This is a genomic window from Streptomyces ferrugineus, assembly GCF_015160855.1.
Lineage (GTDB): Bacteria > Actinomycetota > Actinomycetes > Streptomycetales > Streptomycetaceae > Streptomyces > Streptomyces ferrugineus.
The window spans coordinates 8,513,655-8,530,896 of record NZ_CP063373.1; the positions used below are offsets into that span (position 1 = coordinate 8,513,655).

The window sequence follows — 17,242 nt, forward strand, 5'->3', positions numbered from 1 at the left end:
TATGCAACTTACTCATCGTTTACTCGGTTCCCGATTCGGGCCAGGAACGAGGCAGGATTGTGACCATGTCCAACACTCCCATGGCTGCGAATCCGCTGACCCGGGCCGTCCTCGAGATCGACGAGTACGCCTCCGGCCTCGGCTGGGACCAGCCCGCCCGCCTCTTCGCCCTCGTCGACACCGCACGGCTGCGAGCCCAGGAACCCGGCCTCGCCGCCCAGCTCGGCCTGGGGGACGAGCAGGAGTCCTCCGGCCTGACCCCGATCGAGCAGGACGAGATGGAAACGGGCAAGCCGCTCGATGAGTTCCTGGCCACCATCGCCTGGCCCGACGCGGTGGCCGGCTGCGCGCTGACCGTCGAGCGGATGATGCTGCCTCCGTCCGCCGAGGCCCAGGTCCCGCAGGGCCTGAGCGAGAACGGGCTTACGAAGTGGGTGGCGGAGCACCCCGACCGCCAGGAGGTCCGCATGACGGTGGCGGTCCTGCGCGACGGCACCCGCGAATCGGCCCTGCGCCTGCGTGAGAAGGACACCCCGACGGAGGTCCTGACCGGCCCGGACCTGGTCCCGGGTCTGGCGGAGGCCCTGGCGGCGACGTTCGCGGACTGACCTCCGGTACGGCGGCGAAGGGCGCCCTTGACGTGAGGGGGCGCCCCACGTCGCCGTACCGCGCGGCCTCTTGCTCAGCTCTTGGCCGTGCACTTGGGCAGGTCGGCGGTGTCGCCGGAGCGGATGTCCTTCAGGGCGCCGAGCGCGTCGTCGATGGTGTCGACCTTGACCAGGGTGAGCCCGCCCGGGACGTCCCGGGCGGCGGTCGCGCAGTTGTCGGCGGGCGTCAGGAAGTACTGGGCGCCCTTCTCGCGCGCCCCGACGGTCTTCATCTCGATGCCGCCGATGGGCCCGACCTTGCCGGCCTCGTCGATGGTGCCGGTGCCGGCGACGAACTTGCCGCCGGTGAGACTGCCCGGGGTGAGCTTGTCGTAGAGGCCGAGCGCGAACATCAGGCCCGCGCTGGGCCCGCCGACGTCGGCGAGCTTGATGTCGATGCTGAACGGGAAGGTGTGGTCGGTCCCGGCGGAGATCCCGACGATGGCGCGCTTCTTGCCGCTGTCGTCGGACTCGGCGGTCCTTATCGTGACCTTCTCGGTCTTCGTCGGCGTCCTGCGCTCCTTCTCGGCGGCCGCCTGCTCCTTGGCCGGCACGATCGTGAAGACGACGTCCTGGCCGGGCTCGTGCTTGGTCACCAGCTTGGCCACGTCGCCGGGTTCCTTCACCGCCGTACCGTCGACGGCCTTGATCACGTCACCGGCGTGCAGCTTGCCCTCGGCCGGGGTGCCCTTGACGACGGTCGAGACGATCACCCAGCTCCGCACCGGGATGTCCAGCGCCTTCAGGGCGGCGACCTTGGCGCTCTCCTGGGACTGGCTGAACTCCTCGGCGTTCTCCTGGGTGGACTCCTCCTCGGTCTTGCCGTCCGGGTACAGGGTGTCGTGCGGCACGACCTTGTTGTCATGCGCCAGCCACCCGTAGACGGCCTCCACCAGGTTCATCTTGTAGTCGGCGCTGGTGACCCGGACCGTGGTCATGTTGAGGTTCCCGGACGTCGCGTAGGTCTTGTGCCCGGAGATCTGCAGCACCGGCTCGCCGTCGTGGTCGCCGAGAGTGTTCACCGTGGGCCCCGGGGACATCTCCGAGTACGGCACGGGGATGAAGACTCCCGCGCACAGGAGCGCGATCAGCATCAGGGTGGAGGCGAGCATCGTCGCGGTGCGGCGTGGCATGCCTCGACAGTACGTGACGGTCCTGTCAGTGCCCCGTCAGGGCCGGGAACCCGGCTGTGATCACGGGCCGAGCGATCAGGTGCGGGAGGGGGGCTTCTCCATGGCCGCGCGGAAGCGGGCGTAGCCGTCGAGCTCCGGGCCGTCCCCTCGTGCCTTGCGGGTGCGGTTGGCCCAACTGCCCCACAGGCCGGCGCAGATCGCAGCCACGAGCGGAATAAGCAACCAGGCGAGAGCCGCCATGCCGTCCTCCCATCCCCACGAGCGACCGCAACTGACTGAAGTTAACCGAAGCTGACTGATCAGCAGATTAACCACTGGCACTGACAACGCTCACGCCAGGGGTGCGGTTACGCAAGCGGAGTGGGGTGGATGGGGGTCGGGCCGCCCGATCGGCAGGCGGGATCAGCAGGCCCCGACCCACTCCTCGGTGCCGTCCGAGAACTTCTGGTGCTTCCAGATCGGCACCTCGTGCTTGAGGTCGTCGATCAGCTTCCGGCAGGCCTCGAAGGCCTCGCCGCGATGGGGGCAGGAGACGGCGACGACGACCGCGAGGTCCCCGACCGCGAGGTCCCCGACCCGGTGCACGGCCGCGAGCGCTCGCACCGGGTACTCGGCGACGACCTTCTCGGCGATCCGTCGCATCTCGGCCTCGGCGCTGGGATGGCACGAGTACCCGAGCTCGTCGACGTCGGCACCCCCGTCGTGGTTGCGCACGGTCCCCACGAACAGCGCGGTCCCGCCGGCGGCGTCGTCCCCGACGGCCCGGAAGACCTCGTCCAGGGAGAGGGCCGTCTCGCGGATGGCGATGAGCTTGACGGGGTCCTGAGCGCCCGACTCACCGGGGTGATCGTTGGTAGGTGCCATGCCCCCATCGTGCCGTACGCGCGCGGGGAGGCGGAATAGCGTTATCGCCCGGCACCCGCGCGTGCGGGTTGGAGCCTCCTACAGAGCTCCTGCAGAGCTCCTGCAGAGGCCCCTCCTGTGGCCCCTTCTGTGGCCCCTTCTGGAGGGGGTCTCCTCGAGGGAGGTGGGGCGAGCTCTCGCCGGTCGGGCGTTGCACCTCGCCGGGTCAGATCCGCCGCCGTGCCTTCCGCGCCCGTCGTACCACGGCCGCCGCGCCCAGCAGGGCCACCGTCGCGCCCGCGGCGCCGGCCGCCGTCGCGTCCTTGCGTCCGAGCCGGCGCCCGGCGACCGTGTGACGGCCGGAGACCTCCTCCAGCAGTTCCGCGAGCACTTCCTCGTTGGTCCACTGCGGCCGCCATCCCGCGTCATGGAGCCGGCTCCCGCTCACCACCCACGGGTACATCGTGTAGGCCAGGTCCCCGGCCGGGGAGGGCGTGAGCCCGATGCGGTGCAGCCGGGCCGCCGCGCCCAGGGCGACCGCCGAGGGCAGCTCCATGCGCCGGATCCCGCTGAGCTCCTCGACCTCCTCCTGTTCGAGCCAGCCGTCGCAGCCGACGGCGAGTTCCCCGTCGACCTTCTCCAGGACGGCGTACTCCAGGGCGCCGCACAGGTCCTCGACATGGCAGAACTGCCAGGCGGGCCGCGAGTCGGCCACGACCAGCAGCCGAGGTGACTCGAAGTACCTGGTCAGCGCGGTGTCGGTGCCGCCGACCAGGATCGCGGGCCGCACGACGGTGACGTTGAGTCCGGGGTGGGCCCTGGGCGCCCTGCGCGCGAGGCGCTCGATCTCCAGCAGGTCCCCGACGCCGGTGGCCTCGGCCGTCGCCCGCAGTTCCGCGTCCTCGGACAGCGGCAGCTCGTTGTCGGGGAGCGCCCCGTAGACCATCGCCGAGGTGCACAGCACCACCCGGTGGATCCCGGCCGCCGCCGCGGCCGTCAGCACGGTCTGCGTCCCCCGAACGTTGTATGCCGTCCGGGCGGCCGCATCCGTCTCCAGGTCCAGGTCGAGCGCGAGGTGCACGACCACGTCGGCGCCCCGGAGCTTGTCCGCGATGGCCGGATCCCGCACGTCGAGGATGTGCCACTGCGCCGCCGCGCAGTCACCGCGCCGCTCGTCGATGGCGATGACCTGCTTGACCTCGTCGGACGCGGCCAGCCGCTCGGTGAGCAGCGCGCCGATTCCGGACGCGGCGCCGGTCACGGCGACGACGGGCCCGCGCGCGCCGCGCGCGGAGGCAGGGGTTGACTGGTTTCGCGCTGCGCGAACCTGCGGATCAGGGGAACTCACCGGGCGTCTCCAGCGGTTGTCTTCAGTACGAACGCGAGTGACGCGTCCGTACCAGGTGGCATCCATCCTGCCGCAGGCCAAGAGTCGGCGAAGCACCGAGGCCCGATCGGCTCGCGGTGTCTACGCTGGGTGGTGTTATCGGGCAGTCGTGCCGTCGGCGCCAGCCGGTGGCCTTACCAGCCGAGGAATCCCGTGAGTGACACCCCATTCGGATTCGGCCTTCCGCCGGAGGAGCCGGAAGACGGCGACGAGGGCAAGAAGAAGGACCAGGAGAGCGGTGGTGGTCAGGGACCGGCCAACCCGTTCGGTTTCGGCGGTCTGCCCGGAGCCGGAGGCTTTGGTGGTGGCCCCGGCGCGGACAATCCGTTCGCGGCCATGTTCGGTTCGCTGAACCCCACCGACCTGGGCGCCGCGTTTCAGCAGCTGGGCCAGATGCTCTCCTACGAGGGCGGCCCGGTGAACTGGGACATGGCCAAGCAGATCGCCCGCCAGACGGTCTCCCAGGGCACCGCCGACGGCACCAAGGACGCCAGTGTCGGCCCCGCCGAGCGCACCGCCGTCCAGGAGGCCGTGCGCCTGGCCGACCTGTGGCTGGACGACGTGACGTCCCTGCCGTCCGGCGCGGGCAGTGCCGTGGCGTGGAGCCGCGCGGAGTGGGTCGAGGCGACCCTGCCCGCGTGGAAGGAACTCGTCGACCCGGTCGCCGAGCGCGTCGGCACCGCCATGGGCGATGTCCTGCCGGAGGAGATGCAGGCCATGGCCGGCCCGCTGATCGGCATGATGCGCTCGATGGGCGGCGCCATGTTCGGCACGCAGATCGGGCAGGCCGTCGGCGTGCTCGCGGGCGAGGTCGTCGGCTCGACCGACATCGGCCTGCCGCTCGGCCCGGCCGGCAAGGCCGCGCTGCTGCCGGTGAACATCGGGACGTTCGGCAAGGACCTGGGGGTGCCGAAGGAGGAGGTGCAGCTGTATCTCGCCCTGCGCGAGGCCGCGCACCAGCGCCTCTTCGCGCATGTGCCGTGGCTGCGCTCGCACCTGTTCGGCGCGGTCGACGGCTACGCGCGCGGGATCAAGGTCGACACCGCCAAGCTGGAGGACGTGGTCGGCCAGTTCGACCCGCAGAACCCCGAGCAGCTCCAGGACGCCCTGCAGCAGGGCATGTTCCAGCCGGAGGACACCCCGGAGCAGAAGGCGGCCCTGGCCCGTCTGGAGACCGCTCTGGCGCTCGTCGAGGGCTGGGTGGACGCGGTGGTCCACGCGGCCGCCAAGCCGCGTCTGTCGTCCGCCGACGCGCTGCGCGAGACGCTGCGCCGCCGCCGTGCCTCGGGCGGCCCCGCGGAGCAGACGTTCGCCACGCTGATCGGCCTGGAGCTGCGCCCGCGCCGGCTGCGTGACGCGTCGCGCCTGTGGGCCTCGCTCACGGACGCGCGCGGCGTCGACGGCCGGGACGCCCTGTGGGCCCACCCGGACATGCTGCCGACGGCCACCGACCTGGACGACCCGGACGGCTTCGTGCACCGCGAGCAGATCGACTTCTCCGAGCTGGACAAGATGCTCGGCGAGGCGGCGGGCGGCTCCGAGAAGCCGAACTTGAAGAAGGACGACGACACCAAGGGCGACGACACCGAGTGAGCCTGTACGACGACGCGGTCCTCGTGCTCAAGGGGTACGAGGGCCAGGAAGAGCTGCGCCGGACGTATCTGGAGCACCTGGAGACCCACCCGGACGGCATGTGGAAGGCCTGCGGCGACGGGCACATCACGGCGAGCGCGCTGGTGATCGACCCCGCGCGCGAGCGGGTGCTGCTGACCCTGCACAGGAAGCTGCGCATGTGGCTGCAGATGGGCGGCCACTGCGAGCCGTCCGACGAGACGCTGGCGGCGGCCGCGCTGCGCGAGGGGACGGAGGAGTCGGGCGTCGCGGGCCTGACCCTGCTGCCGGGCGGCCCGGTCCGCCTGGACCGCCATCCCACGCCCTGCGCCTGGCACCTGGACGTGCAGTACGCGGCGCTGGCCCCGGCCGGCGCGGTGGAGGCGATCAGTGACGAGTCCCTGGATCTGCGCTGGTTCGCCTACGGCGAGGTGGCGGACGTGGCGGACGAGTCGGTCGTACGGCTGCTGGAGGCGACGCGCGCGAGGCTGTGACCTTCGGACAGGGGTAAGGGGCGACCGCAATGGCGGTCGCCCCTTACCCCTGTCTTTCGGACCGTGGTCAGCTCCAGACGTTGCCCTGGTTCTGGCCGCGCGCGCCCTGCTGCCCCATGCCGTACTGGGCGGCGAGGCCGGAGCCGATCTGGGCGTTCTGCGGCGGCAGCAGCTCGCTGGGCTGGACGAGCGCGAAGCCGGCACCCATGAAGCTGAGCTCCCAGCCCTCGCCGGTGTTGCCGCGCCGCCGCCACACCCCGGAGGAGTGCGTCTGGGCCTGCATCTGCACACGCAGCGCGGTGGACCAGGCGACGATCGCGTCGGCGTCGCAGTTGACGTACTTGTCGGGCGTCACCTGCATCATCAGCGGCATCCCGGAGGTCATCAGGGCGACCTTGCCGCGGCCGGTGATGTTGAGCTGGTACTTCCCGGAGCCGGAGATGCCGTAGAGGCTGTCCACGGCGATGACCTCGTGGTGCAGCGAGGAGTCCATCGCCAGCACATAGCTGCTGTCGACGGTCAGCCCGTCCTGGTCGACGTCCATGACGTGCACGTGCTGCTTGAGGTTGGCGAGGTAGACCGTGCCCTGCCCGTGGCAGCGCATGAGGTCCAGGCCCTCACCGGTGCGCGCCCGCGAGCGTGACTGCTGGTTGCTCTGGTACTCGGCGTCGAACTCGACGAGCCCCTGGTAGGCGACCATCGTGCCCTTGCGGGCGAGGATGTCGTCGTGTCCCTCCAGGGCGACGCGGAGCATCTGCTTGTTCTGCAGGCTCCAGCGGTCCTGGGTCTGCTGGTCGTTGTAGGCGAAAATCGGGCTCTGCATGGCGTTTCCTGGCTCCCCCTCAGCCCCGGACCCGGAGGCGGTCGGTACTGTCCTCGCTCGGCTGGACGACGACGATGCCCTGTCCGGAGAAGGCCATCTGGTAGGCCTCGCCGCTGCCCCGGCCGATGAGCGACTGCGCCTTGAAGCTGCGCTTGCCCTTCACCTTGAGGTTCGGGGACCAGGCGACGAGGGCGTCCGGGTCGACGTACGTCTCGTCCTCGCCGCCACCGCAGTCGACGACGATCGGCTTGCCCCGGGAGGTCAGCGCGACCCAGCCCTGCCCGGAGATCTTGGTGTTCCACAGGCCCTGACCGGCGAACTTGGCCAGGCCCTTGACCCGCTCGACGCCCCACGTCAGATGCGCGTCGAAGGCGAGCAGGTTGGTGGCGTTGACGGAGATGCCGTCGCCGTTGAGGTTGATCACGACGACGTTGGCTCCGTAGTCGGCGAGGTAGAGCAGTCCGTCGCCGGAGCACTTCATCAGGGGCGCGCCCTCGCCGGTCATCCAGTCCTTGGCGATCTGGCGCACGGCCGACGGGTTGGGCTCGTACTGGACGAAGCCCTCGTAGGCGACCATCGAGCCCACGCGCGCGAAGAGGTCGTGCCCGGTCTGCATGGCGACCTTCACCATGTGGTTGCCGTGGTTCTCCATGCGGGCGGTGACGGGTGCGGGGGCGTAGCCCGCGAGCGGCTGGTTCATGACGGGCTCTCCCTCAGATCTCGTACGGCTGGACGACGACGAAGTTCCCGGGCGCGGCCCGGAACTGGAGGTTGACGCTCTCGCCGGTGTCGCCCGGGTAGGCGTTGCGGCGCATGCGCACCTGGCTGGAGACGACCACCTGGGCGGCGGACGACCAGGCGACGACGGCGTTGCAGTCGGCGAACGTCGTGGGCGTGACCGGCAGCACCACGGGCGTGCCGTGCGTCTTGACGACGATCGTGCCGGTGCCGGTGAACTGCATCGTGAACAGCGCGCCGCCGGGGATGCCGTGGCCCTCGATGCGGCGGATCTCGTACTGGAGGCTCTCGTCGAAGGCGAGGACGTTCTCGGCGGAGACGCAGATGCCGTCGCCCTGGAGCTCGATGGGGTGCAGCATCGTGGAGTTCTCGGCGAGGAACACCTGGCCCTGACCGGTGCAGCGCATCAGCTGCATCTCCTGTCCGGTCGCGTTGCCCGCGATCCGGCCGGCGAACCCGGCGCCCTTGTAGCTGAAGTCGACCTTGCCCTGGTAGAGCACCATGCTGCCCTGCCGGGCCAGCACGGGCTGCCCGCCGATGCCGAGGTCGACGCGGACCAGCTTCTTGTTCTGCTGTGTCCAGCGCTGGCCGGTGGGCGTCTCCTTGAACTGCTGGAGCGCGGCGGCGACCCCGGGGCCCTGTGGCGTGCCCTGGGGAGCGCCTTGCGGAGCGCCTTGCGGAGCACCCTGCGGGGCTCCGTAGGGGGCCTGCTGGCCCGGGACCTGACCGTAGGGGGGCTGCTGGCCGTAGCCCGGGGGCGGCGTCGGCTGGCCGTAGCCCGGCGGCGGGGCCGGGGCCTGCGGGGCCTGGGGCTGGGCGTAGCCGGGGGGCGGCGGGGCGGTCGGAGCAGCCGGAGCAGCCGGGGCGGGAGCCTGGCCGTACGGCTGCGGCTGACCCGGCTGACCCGGCTGACCCGGCTGACCATAGGGCGCGGGTGCCGGGGCCGGGGGCGGCGGGGTGCCGCCGGGCGGCGTCACGGGCGCGACGATGGTCGGCTGGGCGTGCACCGACGGCGCGGGCGCCGGGGCGGGAGGCGGCGGGGTGGCGCCCTGCGGGGGCGCGAAGCCCTGCGCGGCGGGCTGCGGGGCCGGTGCGGGCGCGGGGGCCGGAGCAGGGGCGGGTGCGGGCGCCGGTGCCGCGGGTGCCGGGGCGCCGAACGCGGGCGGCGCGGCGGGCGGGGCGGCGGCCTGGGCGGGCGGGGCGAAGCCCGGAGCGGCCCCGGTCTGTGGCTGCTGCGGGGCGGCGGCGGGGGCCTCTTCCTCGGCGACTTCGCCGCCGAAGTTCTTCAGCAGCGCATCGAGGCCGCCGTCGAAGCCCTGGCCGACGGCGGCGAACCGCCAGACGTCCTTCAGATAGAAGTCGCCCAGCATCACGGCGCGTTCGGTGGAGAACTCCGAGCCGTTGAAGGCGTACCGGGCCACCTCCTCGCCGCCGGCGACGATGCGGATGTATCCGGGGCTGATCTGCGACATCTGCCCGGCGCCGTCGATCGTCGCCGTGAAGGACAGCTTCTGGATCTGCGGGGGGATCTTGTCGAGCGTGACCCGGAAGGACTCCGTGTCACCGGCCTGGGCGCCGAGGAGCTGGATGGACTCCTCAGGGGACTTCGGCTGGTTGAAGAAGACGAAATAGCGGTCGTCCGAGAGCCGTTCGTCGGCGTCGAGACCGAAGCAGCTGATGTCGAAGGTCAGCCCTGGGGCGGAGATCTGTACTCCTACGTACAGATCCGTGCCCGCGGTGAGGTCACTGATCCTGGCCTTGTGGCCGCGTTGGAATTCCCTGGCCATGCGTAACGACCGTCCCCCATCCCGAATGTAAGTGCGTCGCGTCAGGCTAACCGCAAACTCGGACATCGGACGAAGCCGGTACAGACCCGGTACACAACCCGCCTCCGACCGAACCGGAAGTGCTGCTTCCGGGACGCCTCAGGGAGCGGACGAGTGCCGCCGGAGGCCCTTCGGGCTCACTCTCCGCGCGCCCCGGGAAGATGGGGCAGGCGCTCGGCGGCCACCACCCCTTCGAGATAGCCCTTCGCCCGCTCGGTGCGGGGATACGCCTCCAACAGCCGCCAGAAACGGGGCCCGTGTCCGGGCACCAGAAGATGCGCCAACTCGTGCAGAAGCACATAGTCGACGACATACTCAGGCATACCCTGCAGCCGATGCGAAAGGCGAATACTGCCCTCGGCCGGGGTGCACGACCCCCAACGCGTGTTCTGGTTGGTCACCCAGCGCACCGAGTTGGGCCGGGCGCGGCCGTCCAGGTACTGGTCCGACAGCCGCTCGGCCCGCTCGGCCAGCTCGTCGTCACCGAGGACCCGCTTGCTCTCCTGGGCGGCCAGCTTGTCCAGCATGACGTTCACCCAACGCTGCTCCTCGGCCTCGGACATCCGGGCAGGGATGAGCACGACAGTGCGATCGCCCTCGCGGTACGCCGAGACCGTCCGGCGGCGCCGGGCGCTTCTGCGGACCTCGATCGCGCTCGCCCCCGAGCCGCTCGGCGGCGGGCTCGTCGTACTGCGCTGTGGCGTTCCGGCGCGGTGCAGTGGGTCGGCGGACACGCCCCGACGTTACCCGCTGCGCATGGGGGAAGTCCCGACTCCGGGACGGTTCGATCCCGATCCCCCACCGTGCGTTTGATTTGTACGACGAATATCCACCACCTGTGGACAACTTTCGGCACCCGCCGCCGTGTCGGGGCATGCTGGCAGTCGCCGAACGAAGCCGCGACCGAGCTTCACCGGCACACGGGGATGTTCTACGACGGCTACGGGGGCCTGCTACTCATGCATGCGACATTTTCAAACGTTACGGACACTTCGCCAGGTTTGGCGGGTTCGGCGGGCCCGGCAGGCTCGGAGGACTCGCCGACACCACCAAAGGCACCACCAAAGGCACCGGCCCCACCGGCCCCACTGGCTCCGCTGATGAAGCCCGCACTCAAGCGCGGCTGGCGCGACCTCAATACGGTGCAGTTCGGGATGACTCCGACACACGCGCTGACGCTGGGTCCGATGGACACAGCCACGGGCAGTTTCCTCGATCTGCTCAACGGCACCCGTGGAATGGAGCTGTTGCGCGAGGAGGGTCGCCGGATGGATCTGCCGGACGGTCATGTCGACGGGCTGGTGCGCCGGCTGGCAGGCGCGGGCCTCCTCGACGACGCGAGAGGAGGCGGCCCGGCGGGCGATGCCCTGCGGCGCAGGAAGGAGGTCCTGGACCGGCTGCGCCCGGATCTCGCTTCGCTGACATTGACCACGTCCGAGCCGGGTGAGGCGATGAGCCGCCTGACCGCCCGCCGCTCACTGCGTGTGCAGGTGCGAGGCGCCGGCCGGGTGGGCGCGATGGTGGCCTCGCTGCTGTCGGCAGCAGGGGTCGGCGACATCGACGTGCGCGACGTCGGCCGGGTCGAGCCGTGGGACGTGGCGCCGGGCGGCCTGCCGGCGGAGGCGATCGGCGCCCGCAGGGACGAGGCCGCGCGGCGGACAGCACGCCGCTGCGCCGCCGTCCGCCCGCGCCGCGGTCGCCACGCTCCACCCTCAGAAGAGGGTGCGGGCCACTCCCTGGTGATCATCGCGCCCCGGGACGACGTCGCCGTGCACGCCCCGTCACCGTCCGCCGCCGACCCTCTCATCACTTCCGGCACGCCCCACCTGTATGCCGGGGTCGTGGAGGCGACCGGCGTGGTCGGCCCGCTCGTGCTGCCCGGCGAGACGGCCTGCGCCGGCTGTCTGAACGAGGGGCGCACCGACCGGGACCCGGCCTGGCCCCGACTGGTGGCACAGTGGCACTCGGGCTCGGGATCGGGCTCGGGGAGGGCGCGAGACGTACGGCCCTGCGACCTCACTCTGGCCACCACGGTCGCCGGACTGGCCGCCGCGCACGCCCTCGCCTTCCTCGACGGCCGGCTTCCGTCGAGCGCCGGTGCCCGCTGGGAGGTGTCCCTACCCAGTCTGACCTGGCACGCCCGGCCCGTATGGGCGCATCCGGCATGCCCGTGCGGCGCCACGGACAAAGGTGAGGGAGAACACCCCTCCGACGGGGAGGAGTCGCACGAGACAATGGCAGAGCAACGGCCATCGCAGGAGTTGCGCCGTACGGCAGACGCGAAGCGGCTGGCTGGGACCTGGAGGGCGCATGTCTGATCTTCCCCGTAAGGCGGTCACCCGTACCGCCAAGCTCGCCGCGCTGCCGCTCGGCTTCGCCGGGCGGGCCACCTGGGGACTCGGCAAGCGGATCGTCGGCGAGTCCGCGGAACTCGTCGGCCGTGAGCTGCAGCAGCGCACCGCGGAGCAGATGTTCAAGGTGCTCGGCGAGCTCAAGGGCGGGGCGATGAAGTTCGGGCAGGCCCTGTCCGTCTTCGAGTCGGCCCTGCCCGAGGAGATCGCCGGCCCCTACCGCGCGGCGCTCACAAAGCTCCAGGAGGCGGCGCCCCCGATGCCGACCCGCACCGTGCACTCGGTGCTGGCGCAGCGGCTCGGCGACGACTGGCACGACCTGTTCCTGGAATTCGAGGACAAACCGGCCGCGGCGGCCTCGATCGGCCAGGTGCATCGCGGCGTGTGGCACGACGGCCGCGAGGTGGCGGTCAAGGTCCAGTACCCGGGAGCCGGCGAGGCCCTGCTGTCCGACCTGAACCAACTGAGTCGCTTTGCCCGTCTTCTGGGTCCGCTGGTTCCCGGCATGGACATCAAGCCGCTGATCGCCGAGCTCAAGGACCGGGTCTCCGAGGAACTGGACTACGACCTGGAGGCGCAGGCCCAGCAGGCCCATGCGGAGGAGTTCGCCGACGATCCGGACGTCGTCGTGCCGGCGGTGGTCCATCAGTGCGAGCAGGTCCTGGTCACGGAATGGATCGACGGCGTCCCGCTCTCCGAGGTGATCTCCGACGGCACCCAGGAGCAGCGCGACCGCGCCGGTCAGCTCCTGGCCCGCTTCCTCTTCTCCGGTCCGGCCCGCACCGGCCTGCTGCACGCCGACCCGCACCCGGGCAACTTCCGCCTTCTGCCGGGTGACCCTGAGGGCGAGGGCAACTGGCGCCTGGGCGTCCTGGACTTCGGCACGGTCGACCGCCTGCCGGGCGGACTGCCGACCCCGATCGGCGACTCCCTGCGGATGACCCTGGACGGCGAGGCGGACGCCGTCTATGAACTCCTCTGCACCGAGGGCTTCGTCAAGGAATCAATAGACCTGGACCCCGACGCGGTCCTCGACTACCTGCTGCCGATCATCGAACCGGCCCAGGTCGACGAGTTCACCTTCACCCGCGGCTGGATGCGCAGCCAGGCCGCGCGCGTGGCCGACCCCCGCTCCCCCGCCTACCAACTGGGCAAACAGCTCAACCTGCCCCCGGCGTATCTCCTCATCCACCGGGTGACGCTGAGCACGATCGGGGTGCTGTGCCAACTGGGCGCGACGGTACGCCTGCGCGAGGAACTGGAGGAGTGGCTCCCGGGGTTCGCGCTGGAGGAGCCGATGGACGACGAGGAGTCGGCAGCGGAGGCGTAGGCCGACGCTGCCTGCGTGGGGGGGCGGGGAGGGGTGGGGCGGGGGGAGGGGAGGGGGGAAGCCCCCAACGAAGAGCAGCGGCCCTACCACCAGGCCGAGTCCAACCGCCCCTCAATCGCCCTGAGGTTATCCCGGGAGCAGGTGTCGCAGAAGTAGTGGCGGGTGCCGTTCTCCACGGAGCAGGTCCAGGTGGGCTGGGGGGACTGGGCCTGGGTGCCGCAGCGGGCGCACACGAGGGGCTGGGGCTCCGGGGCTGGGGCGGAGCCGCCGTTGTCACTGCCTCCGGGAAGACTCGTCACTCGGTGACGATACCTCCGTGACTGGGCGTTCGGTGGGCACAACGCACCGCGGGGGCCGGTCCGTTCGTACGGACCGGCCCCCGCTGGGACCTACCGCCTCCCGGTTCGGGAGGCATCCGGCCTGTGGGCGGGTCGGTTACTGCATGACCGCCATGGCGATCGCGCGGCGGGCGCGCAGCGAGGCGCGCTCGGCCTGGCGTTGCATCCGGCGAGCGGTCGCCAGGCGCACGGCCCGGCGTTCCCGCTCGGCCTCGTCCTGTCGCTCGTGCATATGCGCACGAGCGAGGGCTTCTTGGATGAGTTGCATCTCTCGGTTCCTGTTCTGACGCGAGGCGTTCGCGCCGCGGGTGGTGAAGTCTTCGGGCGTGGAGCCTGTGAGTTCGTGGGTGGACGGCTTCATCGGGGCCTGCTTCTTGGGGTCGTGCGTGAGGGGACGGTCGATCGTTCCTGCGGTGTTCATGCCGTGACCGGGTTCTTGCGCGGGCGGCCACGCGGCCGCTTCCGGGCGACGACGACACCCTGGACGAACAGTTCGCCACCCCAGACGCCCCAGGGCTCACGCCGTTCCTTGGCGCCGGCGAGGCAGGCCTCGATCAGCGGGCAGGTGCGGCAGAGGGACTTGGCGTACTCGACGTCGGCCGGCGACTCGGCGAAGAAGACCTCCGGGTCGTAGGAGCGGCAGGGGACGGGTACGCCGAGGTTCTCGATGGCGTCGTCGAGCGCGGTGAGCGCAGTCAGCGGGGTCAAGGTGGAGTCCTCCGTGGGGCCGGGCTTGGGGATCGCGTCTGAGGGCGGTACGGACGGGGCGTGCGCTTCGAGTTGCACGGTTCGTCTTCCTCGTCTGTTCGTTCCGGCCCTGTTGGGCCGGGTGGCGGCTGGTACCGGGTTCTTTTCTTGTCCCGAGGCCCCTTCGCTCCGTCGTCCCTGTTGGGGGACAAACAGAAGGGCCGCGGATCCCGGATGGGGTTCCGCGGCCCTGAAGGCGCCGGCCTGATCGGCTGTCAGGCTGGATCACTCCAGGGTTCTGGCCCACGGAAGGCCCACATCAGGTGGTGCTGCGTCGTCTGCTTCCGGAATCCGGCACCGGTCGCCGCAAAGGCATAGGCCTGCGCCTGTGCCTCTACTGCCGCTTCCAGTGCCTTGGTCGGTCGCTCATTGCGCTCACGGACGGGAAGGCCCGCGGGAGCAATGGAGGACGCCGGACGGGCGGCACGGATGCCGGACAGACCGGTGCCCTGGTTGGAGGCGCCGAGCATGCACAGGGAGGCGACGACCGAGCGATCGGTCATTTTGACGGTGCTGATGGTGCTGCTCGTAATGCTGATCACTGGACTCGCCTCCTCTCGGCGTCTCGGGGGACTGGGGTGAGCCAGTCCGACGGGTATGCAAGTAGAACACGGAATTGGGGCCTCCGAGAAGGCCTCCGTTCCCGTGGCTAAGAACCTATGGGGATTGCTGGGGCATGCGCAAACTATTTTTTCGACGAGTTCGTTTCATTCGCCGCCGACGCTCTCCCCAAGCTCCTGGCCTGCGCAGATGGCGAGCACATCGGCTCCGTAGCGGTCGAGCTTGCGCTTGCGGACGCCGGGGATTCGGGACAGCTCAACCGGACTGGTCGGCTCCGCCTCGGCGATGGCCATGAGGGTTCTGTCCGTGAAGACGCAGAAGTCCGGTTGCCCGCTGAGCTTCGCCTGGACCCCGCGCCATTCGCGGAGTCGTTCGTAGAGGCCCTCGTCCATGTCGGACGGGCAGTCCTCGCAGCGCATCAGCTTCATCTCGCCGGCGTCGGTGAGGGTGCGTCCGCAGACGCGGCAGCGGGCCGGGGTGCGCTGGGTGCGTCGGGGGGCGGCGTCGGGTCTGCTCGTGGCGCCGCGCTCGACGCCTCCGGGGCCGCCCGTGGCGGTGCGCCCGGCTGTGGCGGTCGAGCCGGGGCGCAGTCCGTCGAGGAAGCGGCTGGGGCGGCGGTTGGGGCGGCCGCCGGGTGCGCGGCTGAGTGCCCAGGAGACGTGGAGGTGTCGGCGGGCGCGGGTGACGCCGACGTAGAGGAGGCGGCGTTCTTCCTCGATCTGTTCGTCGGTCTTTGCGTAGGTGATGGGCATCATGCCTTCGGCGACGCCGACGAGGAAGACGACGTCCCATTCGAGGCCCTTGGCGGAGTGCAGGGAGGCGAGGGTGACGCCTTGGACGGTCGGGGCGTGCTGGGCGTTCGCCCGTTCGTCGAGTTCGGCGACGAGGTCGGCGAGGGTGGCGCCGGGTTTGGCGGCGGCGAAGTCCTGGGCGAGGTTGACCAGGGCCGCCAGGGATTCCCAGCGCTCTCTGACGGCGCCGGAGCCGGCCGGGGGCTCGGTCGTCCAGCCCTCCCCCGACAGCACGGCGCGGACTTGGGAGGGCAGGTCGACGGCGTCGTCGAGGAGGGAGTCGTTGCCGCCGAAGCGGGCCGCGCCGCGCAGGGCGATGCCTGCTTTGCGGACTTCTGGGCGGTCGAAGAACCGCTCGGCGCCGCGTAGCTGGTAGGGGATGCCGGCGTCGGCGAGGGCCTGCTCGTAGGTTTCGGACTGGGAGTTTGTGCGGAACAGGATGGCGATCTCGCTGGCCGGGACGCCGGAGTCCATGAGTTCACGGATGCGGCGGGCGGCGCCTTCGGCTTCGGCGGGTTCGTCGGTGTGCTCGGTGTAGAGGGGTTCGGGGCCGGCTTCGCGCTGGGAGATCAGTTCCAGTCGGTGGTCGGCGGCGCGGCCGCGGGCCTGGGCGAGCAGGCCGTTGGCGAGGTGGACGACCTGGGGGGTGGAGCGGTAGTCGCGGACCAGCTTGACGACGGTGGCGCCGGGGTGGCGGGTGCGAAAGTCGAGCAGGTGGTCGGGAGTTGCTCCTGTGAAGGAGTAGATCGTCTGGCTGGCGTCGCCGACGACGCACAGGTTGTTCCGGTTGCCGAGCCAGAGTTCCAGCAGGCGTTGTTGGAGTGGGCTGACGTCCTGGTATTCGTCGACCACGAAGTGCTGGTACTGGGAGCGGACCTGGTCGGCGATGTCGTGGCGGTCCTGGAGGATGCCGACGGTGAGCAGCAGGACGTCTTCGAAGTCGATGACGGAGCGGTCTCGCTTGAGGTCCTCGTAGACGTTGTAGATCTGGGCGACCTCGGCCGGGTCGCGTGGCGCTTCGCGGCCCACTTTGGCGGCGGCGAGGGTGTAGTCGGTGGGGACGGTCTGGGTGACCTTGGACCATTCGATCTCGGCGGTGACGTCCCGGAGCTCGCCTCGGTCGAGGCGGATGCGGCAGGCGGCGGCCGCGTCGGCGACGAGCTGGATCTTGCGGTCGACGATGCGGGGCAGGGAGCCGCCGATCGCTTTCGGCCAGAAGTACTGGAGCTGGCGCAGGGCGGCCGAGTGGAATGTCCGGGCCTGGACTCCGGCGGCGCCGAGCTGGCGCAGTCGGCCGCGCATTTCTCCGGCGGCGCGGTTGGTGAAGGTGACGGCGAGCACGCTGGAGGGTTGGAGGATGCCGGCTCGCACTCCGTAGGCGATGCGGTGGGTGATTGCCCGGGTCTTGCCTGTGCCGGCGCCTGCGAGCACGCACACCGGACCGTGCAGGGCGGTCGCCACTTCGCGCTGCTCGGGGTCGAGCCCTTCGAGCACCGCGTCGGCTGAGTCCGGTACCTGCGGGAAGAGGGTGGAGTGCGTTGCTGCTGTCACACGGCCATGCTGCCAGGTCGGCGGGGACGGTTGTGCCGGTTGTCCACAGGCAGGCATTGATAGTCGTACTA

The 17,242-nt window shown here is 70.8% G+C and carries 18 protein-coding genes; 5 read left to right on the forward strand and 13 right to left on the reverse strand.

Translation table 11 applies throughout. The annotated features are described in order from the left end of the window. The first annotated feature begins 65 nt into the window (after window positions 1-65). Entirely contained in the window at window positions 66-608 is a 543-nt protein-coding gene (locus IM697_RS37850; RefSeq protein ID WP_194041016.1) for a PPA1309 family protein, read from the forward strand. A gap of 74 nt (window positions 609-682) precedes the next feature. On the opposite strand, the gene IM697_RS37855 is transcribed toward IM697_RS37850, so the two are convergent. From IM697_RS37855 to IM697_RS37865, 4 genes are all read right to left on the reverse strand, one after another. Continuing rightward, the gene (locus IM697_RS37855) at window positions 683-1,780 is read right to left on the reverse strand and encodes a YlbL family protein (RefSeq protein WP_194041019.1); all 1,098 of its coding nucleotides are present in this window, start codon (window positions 1,778-1,780) and stop codon (window positions 683-685) included. Between the two features lie 75 nt (window positions 1,781-1,855). Then, window positions 1,856-1,987: a hypothetical protein gene (locus IM697_RS45615; RefSeq protein ID WP_265582763.1), complete on the reverse strand. Its 132-nt coding sequence runs from the start codon at window positions 1,985-1,987 to the stop codon at window positions 1,856-1,858. Window positions 1,988-2,182: 195 nt separating this feature from the next. Beyond that, a complete protein-coding gene (locus IM697_RS37860; protein ID WP_194041021.1) occupies window positions 2,183-2,644 on the reverse strand; it encodes a molybdenum cofactor biosynthesis protein MoaE in 462 nt (153 codons plus the stop codon). A 205-nt stretch (window positions 2,645-2,849) separates the two neighbouring features. Then, the gene (locus IM697_RS37865; protein ID WP_194041023.1) at window positions 2,850-3,971 is read right to left on the reverse strand and encodes an SDR family oxidoreductase; all 1,122 of its coding nucleotides are present in this window, start codon (window positions 3,969-3,971) and stop codon (window positions 2,850-2,852) included. A 192-nt stretch (window positions 3,972-4,163) separates the two neighbouring features. Between IM697_RS37865 and IM697_RS37870 the strand changes: the two genes are divergently transcribed. Continuing rightward, on the forward strand, window positions 4,164-5,603 hold the full coding sequence (locus IM697_RS37870; RefSeq protein ID WP_194041025.1) for a zinc-dependent metalloprotease: 1,440 nt from the start codon (window positions 4,164-4,166) through the stop codon (window positions 5,601-5,603). Next, window positions 5,600-6,115, forward strand: coding sequence for an NUDIX hydrolase (locus IM697_RS37875; protein WP_194041027.1), 516 nt, complete (start codon window positions 5,600-5,602; stop codon window positions 6,113-6,115). The genes IM697_RS37870 and IM697_RS37875 overlap by 4 nt, the downstream gene beginning before the upstream one ends. Before the next feature lie 67 nt (window positions 6,116-6,182). On the opposite strand, the gene IM697_RS37880 is transcribed toward IM697_RS37875, so the two are convergent. The 4 genes from IM697_RS37880 to IM697_RS37895 all read right to left on the reverse strand — a co-directional run bounded on the left by IM697_RS37880 (window position 6,183) and on the right by IM697_RS37895 (window position 10,236). Further along, window positions 6,183-6,938, reverse strand: coding sequence for an AIM24 family protein (locus tag IM697_RS37880; RefSeq protein ID WP_194041029.1), 756 nt, complete (start codon window positions 6,936-6,938; stop codon window positions 6,183-6,185). A 19-nt stretch (window positions 6,939-6,957) separates the two neighbouring features. After that, window positions 6,958-7,638: an AIM24 family protein gene (locus IM697_RS37885; RefSeq protein WP_194041031.1), complete on the reverse strand. Its 681-nt coding sequence runs from the start codon at window positions 7,636-7,638 to the stop codon at window positions 6,958-6,960. A gap of 13 nt (window positions 7,639-7,651) precedes the next feature. Beyond that, window positions 7,652-9,463 carry a TerD family protein gene (locus IM697_RS37890; protein ID WP_194041033.1) on the reverse strand — a complete coding sequence of 604 codons (1,812 nt, stop codon included), beginning with the start codon at window positions 9,461-9,463 and terminating at the stop codon, window positions 7,652-7,654. 176 nt (window positions 9,464-9,639) lie between these two features. Then, window positions 9,640-10,236, reverse strand: a complete 597-nt coding sequence (locus IM697_RS37895) for a M48 metallopeptidase family protein (protein ID WP_194041035.1) — start codon at window positions 10,234-10,236, stop codon at window positions 9,640-9,642. Window positions 10,237-10,590: 354 nt separating this feature from the next. Between IM697_RS37895 and IM697_RS37900 the strand changes: the two genes are divergently transcribed. Both IM697_RS37900 and IM697_RS37905 read left to right on the forward strand, forming a co-directional pair. Next, window positions 10,591-11,820 (forward strand): ThiF family adenylyltransferase, encoded by a 1,230-nt coding sequence (locus tag IM697_RS37900; protein ID WP_194050041.1) that lies wholly within the window; start codon window positions 10,591-10,593, stop codon window positions 11,818-11,820. Continuing rightward, a complete protein-coding gene (locus IM697_RS37905; RefSeq protein ID WP_194041037.1) occupies window positions 11,813-13,183 on the forward strand; it encodes an ABC1 kinase family protein in 1,371 nt (456 codons plus the stop codon). The genes IM697_RS37900 and IM697_RS37905 overlap by 8 nt, the downstream gene beginning before the upstream one ends. Window positions 13,184-13,266: 83 nt before the next feature. Here IM697_RS37905 and IM697_RS45220 read toward each other — a convergent pair whose 3' ends face one another. From IM697_RS45220 to IM697_RS37925, 5 genes are all read right to left on the reverse strand, one after another. Continuing rightward, a complete protein-coding gene (locus tag IM697_RS45220; RefSeq protein ID WP_228044325.1) occupies window positions 13,267-13,482 on the reverse strand; it encodes a hypothetical protein in 216 nt (71 codons plus the stop codon). A 136-nt stretch (window positions 13,483-13,618) separates the two neighbouring features. Continuing rightward, a complete protein-coding gene (locus IM697_RS37910; protein ID WP_194041039.1) occupies window positions 13,619-13,942 on the reverse strand; it encodes a hypothetical protein in 324 nt (107 codons plus the stop codon). Continuing rightward, entirely contained in the window at window positions 13,939-14,307 is a 369-nt protein-coding gene (locus IM697_RS37915; protein WP_194041041.1) for a WhiB family transcriptional regulator, read from the reverse strand. Before IM697_RS37915 ends, IM697_RS37910 begins: the two co-directional genes overlap by 4 nt. Window positions 14,308-14,483: 176 nt before the next feature. Continuing rightward, window positions 14,484-14,810, reverse strand: coding sequence for a hypothetical protein (locus IM697_RS37920; RefSeq protein ID WP_194041043.1), 327 nt, complete (start codon window positions 14,808-14,810; stop codon window positions 14,484-14,486). Window positions 14,811-14,975: 165 nt separating this feature from the next. After that, window positions 14,976-17,228 carry an ATP-dependent DNA helicase UvrD2 gene (locus IM697_RS37925; protein ID WP_228044326.1) on the reverse strand — a complete coding sequence of 751 codons (2,253 nt, stop codon included), beginning with the start codon at window positions 17,226-17,228 and terminating at the stop codon, window positions 14,976-14,978. Between the last annotated feature and the right edge of the window lie 14 nt (window positions 17,229-17,242).

Bases quoted from the DNA above. Each gene is read 5' to 3' on its own strand.
- IM697_RS37850 (WP_194041016.1), top strand. From the start codon at position 66: ATGTCCAACACTCCCATGGCTGCGAATCCGCTGACCCGGGCCGTCCTC.
- IM697_RS37855 (WP_194041019.1), bottom strand. From the start codon at position 1,780: ATGCCACGCCGCACCGCGACGATGCTCGCCTCCACCCTGATGCTGATC.
- IM697_RS37860 (WP_194041021.1), bottom strand. From the start codon at position 2,644: ATGGCACCTACCAACGATCACCCCGGTGAGTCGGGCGCTCAGGACCCC.
- IM697_RS37880 (WP_194041029.1), bottom strand. From the start codon at position 6,938: ATGCAGAGCCCGATTTTCGCCTACAACGACCAGCAGACCCAGGACCGC.
- IM697_RS37885 (WP_194041031.1), bottom strand. From the start codon at position 7,638: ATGAACCAGCCGCTCGCGGGCTACGCCCCCGCACCCGTCACCGCCCGC.
- IM697_RS37890 (WP_194041033.1), bottom strand. From the start codon at position 9,463: ATGGCCAGGGAATTCCAACGCGGCCACAAGGCCAGGATCAGTGACCTC.
- IM697_RS37905 (WP_194041037.1), top strand. From the start codon at position 11,813: ATGTCTGATCTTCCCCGTAAGGCGGTCACCCGTACCGCCAAGCTCGCC.
- IM697_RS37910 (WP_194041039.1), bottom strand. From the start codon at position 13,942: ATGAACACCGCAGGAACGATCGACCGTCCCCTCACGCACGACCCCAAG.
- IM697_RS37925 (WP_228044326.1), bottom strand. From the start codon at position 17,228: ATGCCTGCCTGTGGACAACCGGCACAACCGTCCCCGCCGACCTGGCAG.